Origin of the sequence: Chimaeribacter coloradensis (assembly GCF_002858715.1) — a bacterium.
GTDB classification, from domain to species: Bacteria; Pseudomonadota; Gammaproteobacteria; order Enterobacterales; family Enterobacteriaceae; genus Chimaeribacter; species Chimaeribacter coloradensis.
In genome coordinates this window covers 1-16749 of the sequence record NZ_PJZH01000021.1, presented here as the reverse complement: position 1 = coordinate 16749, position 16749 = coordinate 1, and the positions used below count along the sequence as shown (strand labels likewise).

The window sequence follows — 16749 nt, the reverse complement described above, 5'->3', positions numbered from 1 at the left end:
TTTTATGCGGTAACCGGTTTTCGGACAGCAGGCGTAACGCCGGCTGTTTTGCTATGTTTCAATGAAGGACAATCCGAAAACCAATAAGGATCATTGCATGAATATCATCGCCATTCTTTCGCCGCCTGCGGCCTACTATAAAGATGAGCCGATGCGTGAGCTGGATGCTGCCCTGACCCGGCGCGGGTTTCAGCTGGTCTATCCGCAGAATGCCGCGGACCTGCTGAAGCTTATCGAGCACAATGCGCGGATTTGCGGCGTGATCTTCGATTGGGATCAGTACAGCATGGAGCTGTGCACCGAGATCAATGACCTCAATGAATACCTGCCGCTCTATGCCTTTATCAACACCCACTCCTCGCTGGACGTCACGCTCAATGAGATGCGCATGGTGCTCTATTTCTTCGAGTATGCGCTGAACGCCGCGGAAGATATCGCCCAGCGTATCCAGCAATACACCGATGAATACCGCGAGGCGATTACGCCGCCGCTGACCCGGGCGCTGTTCAACTACGTTAAGGAGGGGAAATACACCTTCTGTACCCCCGGCCATATGGGCGGCACCGCCTTCCAGAAAAGCCCGGTGGGTACGCTGTTCTATGACTTTTTCGGGGCCAATACCCTGAAGGCGGATGTCTCCATCTCGGTGACGGAGCTGGGGTCACTGCTTGACCACACCGGCCCGCATCTGGAGGCGGAGGAGTACATCGCCCGCACTTTTAATGCTGAACAGAGCTACATGGTGACCAACGGCACCTCGACCGCGAATAAAATTGTCGGGATGTATGCTGCCCCGGCCGGCAGCACGGTGCTGATTGACCGTAACTGCCATAAGTCGCTGGCACACCTGATGATGATGACCAACATCATCCCGATCTACCTGCGGCCAGTGCGCAACGCCTACGGCATTCTGGGTGGTATTCCGCGCCGTGAGTTCAGCCGCGAAAGCATCGCCCTGAAAGTGGCGCAGACCCCGAATGCCGGCTGGCCGGTCCATGCGGTGATCACCAACTCCACCTATGACGGCCTGCTCTACAACACCGACTTCATCAAACAGGAACTGGATGTCCCGTCGATCCACTTCGATTCCGCCTGGGTGCCTTACACCAATTTCCACCCGATCTATGCCGGGAAAAGCGGCATGAGCGGCGAGCGCATCCCCGGCAAAGTGATCTATGAAACCCAGTCCACGCATAAGCTGCTGGCGGCCTTCTCGCAGGCGTCGATGATCCATATCAAAGGCGACTACCGGGAAGAGACCTTCAACGAAGCCTACATGATGCACACCACCACCTCGCCGAACTACAGCATTGTGGCGTCGATGGAGACGGCCGCGGCGATGCTGCGCGGCAACCCGGGGCGGCGGCTGATTAACCGGTCGGTGGAGCGTGCGCTCCATTTCCGCAGCGAAATCCAGCGGCTGCGCCAGGAGTCCGACAGCTGGTTCTTTGATGTCTGGCAGCCGGAAAATATCACCGAGGCGGAGTGCTGGCCGCTGAACCCGGATGATAACTGGCACGGCTTCGGCGCGACCGACCCGGAGCACATGTATCTCGACCCGATCAAAGTCACCATTCTGACGCCGGGCATGGATGAGCAGGGCAACCTGGAGGCGTCCGGCATTCCGGCGGCGCTGGTGGCCAAGTTCCTGGATGAGCGCGGTGTGGTGGTGGAGAAGACCGGCCCCTATAACCTGCTGTTCCTGTTCAGTATCGGCATCGACAAAACCAAGGCGCTGAGCCTGCTGCGCGGCCTGACGGAGTTCAAGCGCGCTTTTGACCTCAACCTGCGGGTGCGGAACATGCTGCCGGACCTCTACGCGGAAGACCCGGATTTCTACCGCAACATGCGTATTCAGGATCTGGCGAAGGGCATCCATAACCTGATCGTCCGGCACGATCTGCCCCGGCTGATGCTGAAAGCCTTTGATGTGCTGCCGGAGATGGAAATGACGCCGTATGAGATGTTCCAGCAGCAGGTGAAAGGGAACGTTGAGGTGTGCGAGTTGAGCGAGCTGGTGGGCAAAGTCTCGGCGAACATGATCCTGCCCTATCCGCCGGGGGTGCCGGTGGTGATGCCCGGCGAGATGATCACCGAGCAGAGCCGCGCGGTGCTCGATTTCCTGCTGATGCTCTGTTCCATCGGCCGGCACTATCCGGGCTTTGAAACGGACATCCACGGGGCGAAGCTTACCGAGGATGGCCGTTATCTGGTGAATGTGCTGAAAGTCCCCGAAGGGGAAGAGGGCAAGTTACACCAGGTGTGACTCAGCAATCCTCAATAATCACATAGGCGGCGTGCACCGGGCCGTGCACGCCCACCACCTTGATCAGTTCAATGTCCGCGGTGGAACTTGGCCCGGCAATCAGGTTGATGCAGCTCGGCATCCGTTCGCCGCGCTGCGCCCGCTGGTGAAGCTGCTGCGCCAGTTGGGCGACCCGCGGCAGAATGGCGCTTTTGCGCAGCACAAAGATCGAGGCGGTGGGCAGCAGGCTCACAGCGCGGCCGCGCTCCGGCGCGGAGAACAGCACCACGCTGCCCGATTCCGTCAACCCCGCTTCGGCATACACCACGCCGACCTGCGCTTTTTCCGCCCGCGTCAGGTTCTCCTCCCCGGCGTCCGGCTGCCAGACCGCCGCCCCCAGTTGCTGTTGCAGCGCCTGCGTCACCCCCAGATCCTGTAAACGGCTGTCGCCGCTGACGATCACCGGCGCGCGGCCATACTCTTCGCACAGGGCCAGCACCGCGGGGATCAGTTGGTCCTCATTGACCCGCTGGCAGTTCACCTTCAGCACATCCCGTGCGTAAACGGAAAAGGCGACGCAGAGTTCCTCCTGCGTCAGCTCGGTCAGGCGTGATGCCGCGAAATTGCTGACCGGCGGCGGCGGGGCGGCCGCCTCGCGGCGCACCGGCCGCCCCAGCTGGCGGGCAATCTCTTGTAGAAAATCGTGACGGTTTTGTGGGTTCAGCATTACTCTTCTCCCGTGGCCTGATGGCGGGCAAACCAGCTGCGGAAGCTTTCGCCGTCTGCGTCCGGCAGGTCACGCGCCTGTGTCCATTCCCCAATCGCTGCCGGGCTGAAGGGGGTTTTGCCCTCTTTAATCAGCCAGCCTGCCGCTTTGGCGCCGATTTTCATCCCGACTTTCCACAGGCCGGGGCGGGCGTTGGCATAGTTGAACAGCCGGGTAATGCGCTGTTCCGCTTTCGGCGTCATCCCCTGTTCGGCCAGCTTCTGCCGGTGTTTCAGGTGCAGTTGCGCCAGCGGAATTTTCACCGGGCAGACCTGGTTACAGGCCGAACAGAGCGAACAGGCGTAGGGCAGGTCTTTGAAATCCTCATAGCCGCCGAGCAGCGGCGACAGCACCGAGCCGATTGGGCCGGGGTAGATCGAGCCGTAGCTGTGGCCGCCGATATGGCGGTAGGCCGGGCAGGTGTTCATGCACGCCCCGCAGCGGATGCAGCGCAGGATGTCGCGGAACTCAGAGCCGAGCACCTGGGAGCGGCCATTGTCCACGATGACCAGGTGGAACTCCTCCGGCCCGTCGATATGCCCGGCCTCACGCGGGCCGGTCAGCCAGGTGTTGTAGCTGGTCAGGCGTGAGCCGACGGCGCTGCGGCAGAGCAGGGTGATCAGCACATCCACCTCTTCAAAGGTCGGCGCGATGCGCTCCATGCCCATCACCGCGATGTGGGTCTTCGGCAGGGTGGTGCTGAGGCGCGCGTTGCCCTCGTTGGTCACCAGGCAGATGGAGCCGGTTTCCGCCACCGCGAAGTTACAGCCGGTGATGCCGATGTCCGCCGTCAGGAAATGCTCGCGGATTTTGCCGCGGATAAACAGCGTCATCGCCTCCGGCGTTTCCGGGCCGTCATAGCCCAGCTTGTTACGCAGCACGTCGCGGATCTGGAAGCGATCTTTATGGATCGCCGGCACCACGATGTGGGACGGCGGATCCTCGTCGAGCTGTAAAATATATTCGCCGAGGTCAGTTTCAATCACCTCGATCCCTTGCTGCTGTAACACGGCATTCATGCCGATCTCTTCCGTGACCATCGATTTTGACTTCACCACCTTTTTCGCCTGCTTGCGCGCCGCGACGTCGCTGATGTAGGCGGTGGCATCCTCTTTGGTGCGGGCGAAAAAGACGTGGCCGCCATTGCGGGTGACATTTTCCGACAACTGGTAAAGGTAAGCGTCGAGGTTCTCCAGCACATGGTTGCGGATCTGCTCCGCCCGGTCGCGCCATGCTTCCCAGTTGCCCAGCTCATCGACCATGATCTGCCGGTTGGTGCCGATGCGCTCCTGCGCCATCGCCACCGCATTGCGCATGACGCTGTCCTGCATCTGGATATGGATGCGCGGCTTGAAGGCCACCGCACTGGTTTTCATTGACATGGCGGCTCCTCAGCGGCTCATCAGGACTTCGGCAATATGCAGCACTTTGACCGGCTGCCGCTCACGGTGCAGGCGGCCGCCGATATTGATCAGGCAGCTGGCGTCCGCGCCGATCAGGTAATCCGGCCGGGCATCCATCATATGCACCACTTTCTCTTTCACCATTTCGCCGGAGATCTCCGCCATTTTCACCGAGAAGGTGCCGCCAAAGCCGCAGCAGGTCTCCTGGTTACGGATCGGTAAAAGCTCTAGCCCGGCGACATGGCGCAGCAGCGTCAGCGGTTCCTCTTTGACTCCCAGCTTACGGAACAGGCTGCACGACGGGTGGTAGACCGCCCGGCCGGGCAGGCGCGCACCGACATCGCTCAGCCCCAGGGTATTCACAATAAAGGAGGTGAGATCCTGCATCCGGTCGCCGATCGCCTGCGCCCGGCGCGCCCAGGCCGGCTCATCCGCCAGGTAACCGGCGTAGCTTTTGATCGCATAAGTGCAGGAGCCGGCGGGGGAGATGATCGGGTAATCATTCTCCTCGAAGGCCGCAATCAGGGATTTCATCGCCGGTTTGGCGTCGTTGACATAGCCGCCGTTAATCGCCGGCTGGCCGCAGCAGCCCTGGCGCTCCGGAAAAAGCACCTCGCACCCCAGCTTCTCCAGCAGCAACACGCTTTTTTTAGCCATGTTGGCTTTGATCGCGTCACCAATACAGGTTACATAAAAGTTAACTTTCATCGGCATGCTCCCGCATTGCAGTAGGCAGAACGCATCTGCGCTTTTTGTCCTGCCACCATAGTAAAAGGCCTGTACAGCAAGGCACGAGCACTTTGTGACTTTGGTGCCGGAAGTTCAGGCTTGCTCAACTTTTTCACGTCGCAGTCAGTAAAATTACACAGTTTATTAACATTCACTTTGTCTGTTTCTGCACAGGCGCGGGAATTTCGGGCTTTCTCGGAGTAACCGCATTGACGCTGTTTGGCGGGCTGGTTAACGTGCGGGGTCTTAGAAAATAAGAACGACATTCATAAGGAGTGAGGAATGCTTAAGTTACGCCAGGTGCACCATATCGCCATCATCAGCAGCAACTATCAGGTCAGCAAACAGTTCTATTGTGATGTGCTGGGCTTCAGCCTGCTGGGCGAGTTTTACCGTGAAGAGCGCGACTCCTGGAAAGGCGATCTGGCCCTGAACGGTCTCTATACCATTGAGCTGTTCTCCTTCCCGCAGCCTCCGGCGCGCCCAAGCCGCCCGGAATCCTGCGGGTTGCGCCACCTGGCGTTTACGGTGGAAAACATCGCGGAGGCGGTGGCAGCGCTGGCGGCGTCCGGCGTGACCTGTGAGCCGGTGCGCATCGATCCCCTGACCGGCCAGCGGTTCACCTTCTTCAGCGACCCGGACGGCCTGCCGCTGGAGCTGTATGAGGTACGCCCGGCTGCCAATGAGGACGCGGCCACCATCGAGCGCTTGCCTGCCGGGGCCTGAGTGGGTAACGTGCGCGTCATGAAAGAGTGAGGCGCAGGAAAACCCGCTGTATGAATGATGAAACGCTGTTATCACACCTGACCACCCAACTGGGCGACAGCCGCGCCTGCTGCGTCGCCTTCAGTGGCGGGCTGGACTCCACCGTGCTGCTGCACCTGCTGGCGGCACTGCGCCACGGCGGGCGCGATCTCCCGCTGCGCGCGGTGCATATCCACCACGGGCTGAGCCGCTTTGCCGATGAGTGGGCCGCCCACTGTGAGGCGCTGTGTGCGCAGTGGCAGATCCCGCTGACCACCTTGCGCGTCACGCCCGATCCGCGGCAGGGTGGGGTCGAAGCTGCCGCCCGCGACGCGCGCTATCAGGCGCTGGCTTCTACCCTGCAACCGGGCGAAACCCTGCTGACCGCCCAGCATCTCGACGATCAGTGTGAAACGTTCCTGCTGGCGCTAAAGCGCGGCAGTGGCCCGGCCGGACTTTCGGCGATGAAAAACATCACCACGTTTCACGGCCACCGGCTGTTGCGCCCGCTGCTGGATGTCTCCCGCCAGGAGCTGGAAGGGTATGCCGGTGAGCAGGGGCTGAGCTGGATCAATGATGACAGCAACCAGGACGACCGGTTTGACCGCAATTTCCTGCGGCGGCAGGTGCTGCCGGTGCTGCACCAGCGCTGGCCGCACTTTGCCGCGGCCACCAGCCGCAGTGCCGCGCTCTGCGCCGAGCAGGAAGCCCTGCTGGATGAGCTGCTGGAGGAGACGCTGACCTCGCTGCTGGATGTGCAAGGCTCGCTGGCGATAGAGGCGCTGCGGCCGATGTCAGAGGCGAAACGTGCCGCGCTGCTGCGCCGCTGGATGGCGCGCCACGCCATGCCGATGCCCGCCCGCGAGCAGCTTCAGCGGCTGTGGCGGGAAGTGGCAGAGAGCCGCGCCGATGCAGAACCACAGCTGCAGCTGGGCGGCGGGTCGGTGCGCCGCTTCCGCCAGCGCCTCTACCTGTTGCCGCCGATGCAGGAGATTGATGACCAGGTGCTGGCATGGGCACCGCCCACGGCGCTGACCCTGCCGGATGGCGTGGGCAGCCTGCAGGTCACGGAGCAGTTTACCGCCGAGAAAGCGCAGTGGATCCGCCGCGCGCGGCCGGATGAGCCGGTGACCGTGCGTTTTCATGCGGAAGGATCGTTCTATATTGTTGGCCGCCCGCATTCGCGGCAGATCAAAAAACTCTGGCAGGAGTTGGCCATTCCGCCGTGGGAGCGTAACCGTACGCCGCTGATCTTTTATGGCGAGCACCTGATTGCCGCCCCCGGTATTTTTGTTACCCGTGAGGGCGCGGCGTCTGCCGGTCAGCCGGGCTGGCGCGTGACCTGGCAGAAAGCGGTCACCTATAACGTTGAGGAACAGGCATGAAGTGGGCAGGTGTAGTGATGCTGGCGTGCGGGCTGAGCGGCCCGGCGCTGGCAGCGGGCAACAGTGCAGCAGGCAAAGAGAAAGCCGCAGCCTGTATGGCGTGCCACGGGGAGGCGGGCAAATCTTCCGCGCCGGTTTACCCTAATCTGGCCGGGCAGCAGCAGGATTACCTTGAAGCGGCGTTACACGCGTATAAAAGCGGCGACCGCAGCGCCGGGCAGGCGGCTATTATGAGCGGGTATGCGTCCGAGCTGTCGGATCAGGATATTCAGGATCTGGCCGCCTGGTACGCAGCGCAGAAGCCCTGAGTGTGCAGAAAAGTAAAAGGGCAGCCTCTGGCTGCCCTTGTCGTTTCGGGGGATGTCAGTCGATGCTGACGTCCACGGTGCCCAGTTCCGGGTGGCTGAAGCTGGCAATGTAATCCAGCCGCACTTCCCGTGCATTGCCGGCCTCCTCGATCACCAGATATTCCACGCGCTTACGTGAAATCAGATCGCTTGCCTTGCCTTCCACAATCTCTCCGCTTCGCATCTTCAGCGTCAATACATAATGCTTCTGACAGGCGAGCTCAAGATTATCGTAGTCATCACAATTGATGGGTTGATACTCATCATTCATCGACATAATCGCTCACCAATAAGTTAGCGGCGGCAAATGCCGCCTGGTCCCTAACGGAGGACGGAAGGGCCGGGTTAGCGGCCACTTCGTCCAATGTTTGCAACACACAGCCCAGCGCATCGGGCACATAGCCGAGATCACCACTGCCGATCTCGGCATAAAACCGGCGTACTAACTCGCAATATTGTCGCACAATATCCTCCCCTGAACGCTTATCCCAGTAGGCTACGCGCCCAGCGTGCCGATTGCCCTACGAAGATAAACGCTCATTATCTAACGACTATAGCACAGGCGACGCTGAGAGTTCAGCGCCCCGCTCAGGGTTTCATCTGACATCAGGCATTTAGCCGCAGCGGGCACCGCTGGTCGTTGCCCCACGCTTTCAAGTACACTGTCGCCCTGAACAGGAGAGATGAAACATGGCGCTGAAAGCCACTATTTATAAAGCGGCGATAAACATTGCCGACATGGACCGTAATTTTTTTTATGACGCCAGCCTGACGGTTGCCCAGCACCCTTCGGAAACGGAGCAGCGCATGATGCTGCGGCTGCTGGCCTGGATCTGCCACGCCGACGAACGGCTGCACTTTACCCGCGGCCTGAGCGCCGAAGGGGAGCCGGAACTGTGGCAGCGCAACAACCATAACGGCCTGGAGTTGTGGATTGAGCTCGGCCTGCCGGATGAAAAGCGGCTGAAAAAAGCCTGCAACCAGTCGCCGCGCGTGGTGCTGTATGCGTATGGCGAACGGGCCGCCACCGTCTGGTGGGCGCAGATGGAGCCGAAAGCACGGGCGATGAAAAACCTTAGTGTGCGTTTTCTGGATGATGCCCAGATGGCGAAGCTGGCAGGTTTAGCTAACCGGAACATGGATTTACAGGCTACGCTTCAGGAAGGCACCCTCTGGTTGTCTGATGCGCAGACCAACCTGGAGATCCATTTCACCGAATGGCAACAGGCGAGCTAAGTGGCATTAATTATTTCAAACAGTGTGACACTGCCTGACCACGAAATAGAGCTGACGGCAATCCGCGCGCAGGGCGCGGGTGGGCAAAATGTGAATAAAACCTCCACGGCGATCCACCTGCGTTTTGACATCCGCGCCTCCAGCCTGCCGCCCTTTTACCAGGCGCGGCTGCTGGCGATGACCCACCATCTCATCACTGCTGAAGGGGTGGTGATTATCAAGGCGCAGGAGTACCGCAGCCAGGAGATGAACCGCGAGGCGGCGCTGAGCCGGCTGGTGGCGCTGATTCAGCAGGCCGTGGTTGTGGAGAAGGTGCGCCGCGCCACCCGGCCGACCAAAGCCTCAAAAGTACGGCGGCTGGAAGGCAAAAGCCGCAAGGCCTCCACCAAAGCTTTGCGCGGCAAAGTCCGGCCGGTTTAGGCGGGCTTCACCTTAACCAGGAAGAAGCACACAGCAGGAGATACTGTGAAAAAAATAACCCTGGCGTTGCTGTTTTCATTGGGCGCGCTCTCCCTGTTTGGCTGCCACCGCGCCTTTCATGCGCATGAGCAATCCTTACAACCGATGGAGCAGAGCTATCGCGGCCTGCTGCCGTGCGCGGATTGCAGCGGCATTGACACCACGCTGTTTCTGGCCGAAGACGGCACCTATATTTTGCAGGAAAATTATACCGGCAATGAGAAAGCGGGTGCGGAAAAGCGGGTGTTTGCCGGTTATGGCCGCTGGGCGCGTACCGCCGACAAACTGGTGCTGACCTCGCCTGAGGGTGAAAAGCGGTACTTCCGCGCCCGCGAAAAGAGCCTGGAGATGCTTGACCGCAACGGGACGCCCATCACTTCCGCGTTCAACTACACCCTGCATTCTGTAACTGCGCCGCTGCCGTCCACGCCGATGGCGATGCGCGGCATGTTCCGGCAACAGGCGGGCAAAGCGACCTTCCACGACTGTGCCACAGGTCAGCGCTACCCGGTGGAGCAGCAGGGGGCGCTGGCGCAGGCATGGGGCAAATTGCGCGGTGAGGATCTGGCAGCGGAGCCGGTTTTCCTGACGCTGGAGGGCCATTATGCCATTCAGCAGGGGCCGGAGAGTGACGCATCGCAACGGGTTGTGGTGCCGGACAGCGCGCCGCAGCTTCACCCCGGTAAACAGTGTGAGTGACGCTTGAAAAAAGCGCATAAAAAAACGCCCAATCAAGGGCGTTTTTTATTACGTATAAGTCTGGCTTAGCGCGGGATCTGGCTCAGCAGGAAGTCCGCCATCTCAGCGGTTTTCAGCATCTGCTTCTCACCGGAGCGGCGGTTTTTGTACTCCACCTCTTCAGCGTCCAGATTACGATCGCCGATGACGATGGTGTGCGGCACGCCGATCAGCTCCATGTCAGCAAACATCACGCCCGGGCGCTCTTTACGATCGTCGAGGATGACATCCACACCCTGGGCACGCAGGGTGTTGTAGAGCGCTTCGGCCACTTCTTTCACACGGAAAGATTTGTGCATGTTCATCGGCAGGATCGCCACCTGGAACGGCGCGATGGCGTCCGGCCAGATGATGCCGCGTTCGTCGTGGTTCTGCTCAATGGCTGCCGCGACCACACGGGTGACACCGATGCCGTAGCAGCCCATGGTCATGGTCTGGTTGCGGCCATCTTCGCCCTGAACCGTGGCGTTCATCGCCTCGGAGTATTTGGTGCCGAGCTGGAAGATGTGGCCCACTTCGATACCGCGTTTGATCAGCAGCGTACCCTGGCCATCCGGGCTGATGTCGCCCTCTTTGACGCTGCGGATGTCCGCCACCTGAGGCAGCGGCAGGTCGCGCTCCCAGTTGATGCCGAACAGGTGCTTACCGTCACGGTTGGCACCGGCGCTGAAGTCGCTCATCACGGCGACGGCGCGGTCAGCCACCACCGGCACCGGCAGGTTGACCGGGCCGAGTGAGCCCGGGCCTGCGCCGACCAGCTCACGGATCTCCGCTTCGGTCGCGAAAGTCAGCGGGGCGGCAACCAGCGCCACTTTTTCCGCTTTCACTTCATTCAGCTCGTGATCGCCGCGGATCAGCAGGGCCACCAGTTTATGGCCGCTCTCTTCACGGGCATGAACCAGCAGGGTTTTGACGGTTTGCTCAATCGGCTGGTTAAACTGCTCAACCAGTTCAGCGATGGTTTTCGCATCCGGCGTCTCGACTTCACGCATCGCTTCAGCCGGCGCGTCACGTTCCGCTTTCGGGGCGACCGCTTCTGCCAGCTCGATGTTGGCGGCATAGTCGGAGCCGGTCGCGAAGACGATGTCATCTTCACCGCTGGAGGCCAGCACCTGGAACTCATGGGAGGCGCTGCCGCCGATGGAGCCGGTGTCCGCCTGTACGGCACGGAAATCAAGGCCCATGCGGGTGAAGATTTTGCTGTAGGCGGCGTACATCGCGTCGTAGGTTTCCTGCAAGGATTCCTGCGTGGTGTGGAAGGAGTACGCATCTTTCATCAGGAATTCACGTGAACGCATTACCCCGAAGCGCGGGCGCACTTCGTCACGGAATTTGGTCTGAATCTGGAAGAAGTTCAGCGGCAGCTGCTTATAGGAGCTGATTTCGTTGCGGATCAGGTCGGTGATCACTTCTTCATGCGTCGGGCCGAGGACGAACGGGCGATCGCCGCGGTCAACCAGGCGCAGCAGCTCCGGGCCGTACTGCTCCCAGCGGCCGCTCTCCTGCCACAGGTCCGCAGGCTGTACCACCGGCATCGACACTTCGATGGCGTTGGCGTTGTTCATCTCTTCGCGCACGATGTTTTCGACTTTTTTCAGAACGCGCAGGCCCGTCGGCAGCCAGGTGTACAACCCGGAGGCCAGCTTGCGAATCATCCCGGCGCGCAGCATCAGCTGGTGGCTGATGACCTCTGCGTCGGCTGGGGTCTCCTTGAGGGTGGAGAGCAGATATTGACTAGTACGCATGATGTAGTGGTTCCAATTAGAACAGCAAATTGCATCAGGCTGCCGGGAGGGCGGCCAAAATATGAAAAGTCACTTAGTTTACCAGTGCCGCGGGCTTGCGCAAAAGAGAGCGGCAAGAAAATTACACCCTGTCGAGGCTGAGCACTTCCGTTTCATTTTGCTGCACCCGCCAGCGCACATTAAACGCCAGCAGGTGGACGGCGTAGTCACGATTTTCCTCGTCCCCTTTGCGGTAGGCGGGGCGGGGGTCCTGCGCCAGCACCTGGGTGAGGAAGCGGCGCAACTGCGGATAAGCACGGCTTTCCGCCTGTAACTGCTGCTCCGCCAGGGCGGAAAAGCGCACCGGCATATCCGCCGCCGGGGCCAACTGGGCGAAGCCAGCGCGCGCGCCGGGGTGGCTTTCAGCAAACGGCAGATAGGGTTTGATGTCCACCACCGGGGTGCCGTCGACCAGATCCAGGCTGCCGAGCTGCAAAATCACCGTATTGCCCTGCTGGCGGATGCCTTTCAGTTCAATCAACGACATGCCCAGCGGGTTGGGGCGGAAGGTAGAGCGGGTGGCGAACACGCCCATCCGGGCATTGCCGCCGAGACGCGGCGGCCGTACCGTGGGGCGCCAGCCGCCTTCCATCGTCTGGTGAAAGATAAACATCACCCACAGGTGGCTGAACGCCTCCAGGCCGCGCACTGCTTCCGGCTGATTATAGGGGGGCAGCAGATGCAGCTCGCCGCCGCCGTCTTCGACCAGCCCGGGCTGGCGGGGCACGGCAAATTTCTCTTTATAAGGAGAGCGGATAACCCCGATCTGCTGAAAGCTGAAAGCGGTCATTTAAAGGTGACGTCCAGTGCGGTGCCCTGACAAACCGCCTGCTGATAGCAGCCCGCCGTATTGCTGACCACTTCACATTTATGGACCAGCACCGCATTGGCTTTCATGGTGGAGGCGCGGATCTGCATTTTCTTGCGGGCAGTGGCGAGGTTAGGCGCAGCGGCTTGCGCCGTCGCCTGGCAGGACTCTCCGGACACCGGGCCCAGGTCGCGGAACGGCTGGGCGACCAGCTCTTCGGCGCTGTTATAGAGCTTCACCGGCGCGGTATGCACGACGGGCTTAGGCCGGGCGGGTTTAGGGGAGGAGAAGATCGGTTTGTTGGCAGAAGCCGGCGGGTGGGTCGGCGTAGTGGTGCATCCTGCAAGCAGCAGCGCCAGCAAACAGAGAGGTAAAGCGCGCATGGGAGTTCCTCTGCTATAAAAAAGTGGCGTTATTGAAACAATCTATCGCGCAAATAACAAGACGGGCCGCAGCCCGTCTCAGAGATATCAGGTTAAAAACCGGAAACAGGAGATTTACCAGCCTTTTACCGCACCGCCGTTGAAGATTTTATTGGCCGCTTCATCCACTTCAGCAGACTGATAGGCCTGGATAAACTTCTTCACGTTCTCCGCGTCTTTATTGTCTTCACGGGAAACGATCATGTTCACGTAAGGCGAGTCTTTGTCTTCCACAAAGATGCCGTCCTTCGCCGGGGTCAGGCCAATCTGACTGGCGTAGGTGGTGTTGATGATCGCCAGGGCGATCTGCTGGTCGTCCAGGGAGCGCGGCAGTTGCGGGGCTTCCAGCTCAACCAGTTTCAGCTGTTTCGGGTTTTCTACTACGTCCAGCACGGTCGGCAGCAGGCCTACACCCTCTTTCAGCTTAATCAGGCCCTGTTTCTGCAGCAGCAGCAGGGAGCGGCCAAGGTTGGTCGGGTCGTTCGGCAGGGCGATCTGGGAGCCATCCTGCAGTTCAGACAGGGATTTGATCTTTTTAGAGTAACCGGCGATAGGGTAGACAAAGGTATTACCCACTGACACCAGCTTGTACCCGCGATCTTTGATCTGCTGGTCCAGGTAAGGTTTATGCTGGAAGGCGTTGACGTCGATGTCGCCTTTGCTCAGTGCTTCATTCGGCAGGACATAATCGTTAAAGGTGACCAGCTCCACATCCAGACCATATTTCTCTTTGGCCACTTTCTGTGCCGCTTCCGCAACCTGCTGTTCAGCACCGACAATCACGCCGACTTTAATATGGTTAGGATCTTTCTCTTCCTGCCCACACCCGGCCAGGGCCAGCGTACCCAGAAGCGCACCCACTACCGCGAGAGATTTAAACTTAAAAGCCATATCCTTTTCCTCTATAGACGGATATTAATTATGCGCCCCGCAGGGCGCTATTATGACGACCGTTATTTATGTGTGACAGTTTTGACAATGCGGTCACCGCAGAGCTGGATCAGATAAACCAACAGAACCAGCAGCACCAGGACCGTATTCATGACCGTGGCATCATAACCGATATAACCGTATTGATAGCCAATCTGCCCCAGACCGCCGGCACCGACGGCACCCCCCATTGCAGAGTAGCCCACCAGGGTGATCAGCGTGATGGTCGCGGCATTCACCAGGCCCGGCAGCGCTTCCGGCAGCAGAATCTTTTTGATGATTTGCATCGGGGTGGCACCCATTGCACGGGCCGCCTCAATCAGGCCGGTTGGGATCTCCAGCAGGGCGTTCTCCACCATCCGGGCAATAAAGGGCGCAGCGCCTACGGTCAGCGGCACAATCGCCGCCTGCAGACCAATAGAGGTGCCGACGATAACGCGCGTGAACGGGATCATCCAGACCAGCAGGATGATAAAAGGAATCGACCGGAAAATATTCACCAGTGCCGACAGGAAACGGTAAAGCTTCTTGTTGTCACTGATCTGGCCCGGGCGGGTAATATAGAGCAGTACGCCCACCGGCAGCCCCAGCACAAACCCAAAGAAACCGGAGACGAAGGTCATCATCAGGGTTTCCCAGATGCCGCGGCCTAATAACCACATCATTGCCTCAGACATAACCAAGAACCTCAACTTTCACATGATGTTCCTTCAGGAACTGAATTGCCGCCAGCGTAGATGCCTCGTCACCATGCAGCTCTGTCAGCATAATGCCGAATTTAACGCCGCCGGCGTAATCCATCTGCGCGCTGATAATGTTGTTATTAATGTTGAAACGGCGTACCGCCTCAGACAGCAGCGGGGCATCCACTGACTGGCCGGTGAACTCCAGCCGTAACAGCGGCACGCGGCCGGCAGCCGGTTCCGGGATCATCCGCTCTGCATAATCATCCGGAATATCCAGATGCAGGGTGGACTGAATAAAGGCCTGGGCCAGCGGGGTTTTCGGGTGCGAGAACATCTCGCTGACTTTATCCTGCTCGATCAGCTTGCCGCCGCTGATGACCGCAACCTGATCGCAGATGCGTTTCACGACGTCCATTTCATGGGTAATAAGCAGAATCGTCAGGCCGAGACGCCGGTTGATGTCTTTCAACAACTCCAGGATCGCGCGGGTGGTGGCCGGGTCCAGCGCGCTGGTGGCTTCATCACACAACAATACCTTAGGGTTGCTGGCCAGTGCCCGGGCAATCGCCACACGCTGTTTCTGGCCACCGGAAAGGTTGGCCGGATAGACATCATGCTTGTCTGCCAGGCCAACCAGGTCCAGCAGTTCGGTGACGCGGCGTTTGATCTCGGCGGCGGGCTGGTTGTCCAGTTCCAGCGGAAGGGCGACGTTACCGGCGACGGTACGCGATGAGAGCAAATTGAAGTGCTGGAAGATCATGCCAATCTGGCGGCGGGCGCGTACCAGCTGGCTCTCAGAGAGCGTGGTCAGATCCGTGCCGTCCACCAGGACCTGCCCGTGGGTAGGGCGCTCCAGCAGATTAACGCAGCGGATAAGGGTACTCTTACCTGCGCCGGAAGCACCGATAACCCCATAGATCTGCCCGGCAGGGACGTGAAGTGACACGTCAGAGAGCGCATTAATAGTGCGCGAGCCCTGCTGAAACACTTTAGTAATGTTGGAAAGTTTAATCATGTTCTTCTTATTTTATCGCTGTTGCCTGTGGCGTGATAAAAGTGGCCCTGACATGACTGCCGGGGCATGGGGCGGATGGTAAGGTGTCTAGACGTCCAAGTCAACGCAGATTGCTGCGCCCCGGCACTCTTACGCCGGATAAAAACATGCGATACTGACCGGGTTTTCCAGCCATCAGGAGCCAAAACGTGGCACAACAAGTTCCAGCAATTTTTCTCGACCGTGACGGTACCTTAAATGTTGATCACGGGTACGTGCATGAGATCGATAACTTCCAGTTTATAGAGGGCGTCATTGAAGCCTGTCAGGCCCTGAAAAAGATGGGCTTTGCGCTGGTCGTTGTGACCAACCAGTCAGGCATCGCCCGGGGGATGTTCACGGAAGATCAGTTTATGCAGCTGACGGAGTGGATGGATTGGTCACTGGCCGATCGTGATGTGGATCTTGACGGCATCTATTTCTGCCCGCATCACCCGGAAGGCAGCGTTGAGGCTTATCGCCAGAACTGTGAATGCCGCAAGCCTCAGCCTGGTATGCTGCTGGCCGCACAACAGGAACTCAACATCGATATGGCTGCTTCTTATATGGTAGGGGATAAGCCAGAGGATATGCTGGCAGGCCTGGCGGCCGGGGTAGGGACGAAAGTCCTGGTCCGGAGCGGCAAGCCGGTAACGGAAGCAGGGGAAAATAGCGCCGATTGGGTGTTAAATAGCCTGGCAGACCTGCCGGAAGCGATTAAAAAGCGCAAAAGATAAGCGTATTGCTTGAAAAGAGAGCATGCAGAATAAAGGTGAAGATATTTGCTTGCCATCCTGAGCCAGCTCCCTATAATGCGCCTCCATCGACACGGCGCAAGTGATTCACTTCACAAGCGGCCGGGACGAAAGAGAAAAAACTTCTGAAAAAGAGGTTGACTCTGAAAGAGGAAAGCGTAATATACGCCACCTCGAGTTAGCAAGCGAAAGCGCGTAACTCACTGCTCTTTAACAATTTATCAGACAATCTGTGTGGGCACTCACAAGACGATATCCAGCATCTTCGGATGCACAAAA

Annotated in this window: 19 protein-coding genes; 8 read left to right on the top strand and 11 right to left on the bottom strand. The window is 59.3% G+C overall.

Annotation, left to right across the window (positions count from 1 at the left end; genetic code table 11):
• Positions 1 to 97: 97 nt before the first annotated feature.
• On the top strand, positions 98 to 2266 hold the full coding sequence (locus CYR32_RS16165; RefSeq protein ID WP_101826190.1) for a lysine decarboxylase LdcC: 2169 nt from the start codon (positions 98 to 100) through the stop codon (positions 2264 to 2266).
• Between the two features lies 1 nt (position 2267).
• Here CYR32_RS16165 and CYR32_RS16160 read toward each other — a convergent pair whose 3' ends face one another.
• The 3 genes from CYR32_RS16160 to CYR32_RS16150 are packed head-to-tail and all read right to left on the bottom strand — an operon-like array spanning position 2268 to position 5122.
• Entirely contained in the window at positions 2268 to 2972 is a 705-nt protein-coding gene (locus CYR32_RS16160; RefSeq protein WP_101826189.1) for a LutC/YkgG family protein, read from the bottom strand.
• Positions 2972 to 4393, bottom strand: coding sequence for a LutB/LldF family L-lactate oxidation iron-sulfur protein (locus tag CYR32_RS16155; RefSeq protein WP_101826188.1), 1422 nt, complete (start codon positions 4391 to 4393; stop codon positions 2972 to 2974). The genes CYR32_RS16160 and CYR32_RS16155 overlap by 1 nt, the downstream gene beginning before the upstream one ends.
• 9 nt (positions 4394 to 4402) lie before the next feature.
• Positions 4403 to 5122 carry a (Fe-S)-binding protein gene (locus tag CYR32_RS16150; RefSeq protein WP_101826229.1) on the bottom strand — a complete coding sequence of 240 codons (720 nt, stop codon included), beginning with the start codon at positions 5120 to 5122 and terminating at the stop codon, positions 4403 to 4405.
• A gap of 303 nt (positions 5123 to 5425) precedes the next feature.
• Here CYR32_RS16150 and CYR32_RS16145 point away from each other — a divergent pair, with 303 nt between their 5' ends.
• From CYR32_RS16145 to CYR32_RS16135, 3 genes are read left to right on the top strand one after another with little or no spacing between them, the layout of a single operon-like run.
• The gene (locus tag CYR32_RS16145; protein WP_101826187.1) at positions 5426 to 5869 is read left to right on the top strand and encodes a VOC family protein; all 444 of its coding nucleotides are present in this window, start codon (positions 5426 to 5428) and stop codon (positions 5867 to 5869) included.
• Positions 5870 to 5919: 50 nt separating this feature from the next.
• Positions 5920 to 7272: a tRNA lysidine(34) synthetase TilS gene (gene tilS, locus CYR32_RS16140; RefSeq protein WP_101826186.1), complete on the top strand. Its 1353-nt coding sequence runs from the start codon at positions 5920 to 5922 to the stop codon at positions 7270 to 7272.
• Complete coding sequence (locus CYR32_RS16135; RefSeq protein WP_101826185.1) at positions 7269 to 7580, top strand: c-type cytochrome; 312 nt, start codon at positions 7269 to 7271, stop codon at positions 7578 to 7580. Before tilS ends, CYR32_RS16135 begins: the two co-directional genes overlap by 4 nt.
• Positions 7581 to 7635: 55 nt before the next feature.
• Here CYR32_RS16135 and rof read toward each other — a convergent pair whose 3' ends face one another.
• Complete coding sequence (gene rof, locus CYR32_RS16130; RefSeq protein ID WP_101826184.1) at positions 7636 to 7896, bottom strand: Rho-binding antiterminator; 261 nt, start codon at positions 7894 to 7896, stop codon at positions 7636 to 7638.
• A complete protein-coding gene (locus CYR32_RS16125) occupies positions 7883 to 8083 on the bottom strand; it encodes a YaeP family protein (RefSeq protein ID WP_072932421.1) in 201 nt (66 codons plus the stop codon). Before CYR32_RS16125 ends, rof begins: the two co-directional genes overlap by 14 nt.
• A 226-nt stretch (positions 8084 to 8309) precedes the next feature.
• Here CYR32_RS16125 and CYR32_RS16120 point away from each other — a divergent pair, with 226 nt between their 5' ends.
• The 3 genes from CYR32_RS16120 to nlpE are packed head-to-tail and all read left to right on the top strand — an operon-like array spanning position 8310 to position 10013.
• Positions 8310 to 8855, top strand: coding sequence for a YaeQ family protein (locus CYR32_RS16120; RefSeq protein WP_101826183.1), 546 nt, complete (start codon positions 8310 to 8312; stop codon positions 8853 to 8855).
• Positions 8856 to 9275, top strand: a complete 420-nt coding sequence (gene arfB, locus CYR32_RS16115; protein ID WP_101826182.1) for an alternative ribosome rescue aminoacyl-tRNA hydrolase ArfB — start codon at positions 8856 to 8858, stop codon at positions 9273 to 9275.
• Between the two features lie 45 nt (positions 9276 to 9320).
• Entirely contained in the window at positions 9321 to 10013 is a 693-nt protein-coding gene (nlpE, locus tag CYR32_RS16110) for an envelope stress response activation lipoprotein NlpE (RefSeq protein ID WP_101826181.1), read from the top strand.
• Positions 10014 to 10078: 65 nt separating this feature from the next.
• Here nlpE and proS read toward each other — a convergent pair whose 3' ends face one another.
• The 6 genes from proS to metN all read right to left on the bottom strand — a co-directional run bounded on the left by proS (position 10079) and on the right by metN (position 15697).
• On the bottom strand, positions 10079 to 11797 hold the full coding sequence (gene proS, locus CYR32_RS16105) for a proline--tRNA ligase (protein WP_101826180.1): 1719 nt from the start codon (positions 11795 to 11797) through the stop codon (positions 10079 to 10081).
• A gap of 121 nt (positions 11798 to 11918) precedes the next feature.
• A complete protein-coding gene (tsaA, locus tag CYR32_RS16100) occupies positions 11919 to 12626 on the bottom strand; it encodes a tRNA (N6-threonylcarbamoyladenosine(37)-N6)-methyltransferase TrmO (protein ID WP_101826179.1) in 708 nt (235 codons plus the stop codon).
• A complete protein-coding gene (gene rcsF / locus CYR32_RS16095; protein ID WP_101826178.1) occupies positions 12623 to 13027 on the bottom strand; it encodes an Rcs stress response system protein RcsF in 405 nt (134 codons plus the stop codon). The genes tsaA and rcsF overlap by 4 nt, the downstream gene beginning before the upstream one ends.
• 114 nt (positions 13028 to 13141) lie before the next feature.
• A complete protein-coding gene (locus tag CYR32_RS16090; protein WP_101826177.1) occupies positions 13142 to 13957 on the bottom strand; it encodes a MetQ/NlpA family lipoprotein in 816 nt (271 codons plus the stop codon).
• A gap of 62 nt (positions 13958 to 14019) precedes the next feature.
• Complete coding sequence (locus tag CYR32_RS16085; protein ID WP_101826176.1) at positions 14020 to 14673, bottom strand: methionine ABC transporter permease MetI; 654 nt, start codon at positions 14671 to 14673, stop codon at positions 14020 to 14022.
• Complete coding sequence (gene metN / locus CYR32_RS16080; RefSeq protein ID WP_101826175.1) at positions 14666 to 15697, bottom strand: methionine ABC transporter ATP-binding protein MetN; 1032 nt, start codon at positions 15695 to 15697, stop codon at positions 14666 to 14668. Before metN ends, CYR32_RS16085 begins: the two co-directional genes overlap by 8 nt.
• Before the next feature lie 188 nt (positions 15698 to 15885).
• Here metN and gmhB point away from each other — a divergent pair, with 188 nt between their 5' ends.
• Entirely contained in the window at positions 15886 to 16452 is a 567-nt protein-coding gene (gene gmhB / locus CYR32_RS16075; RefSeq protein ID WP_101826174.1) for a D-glycero-beta-D-manno-heptose 1,7-bisphosphate 7-phosphatase, read from the top strand.
• The last annotated feature ends 297 nt before the right edge of the window (positions 16453 to 16749 follow it).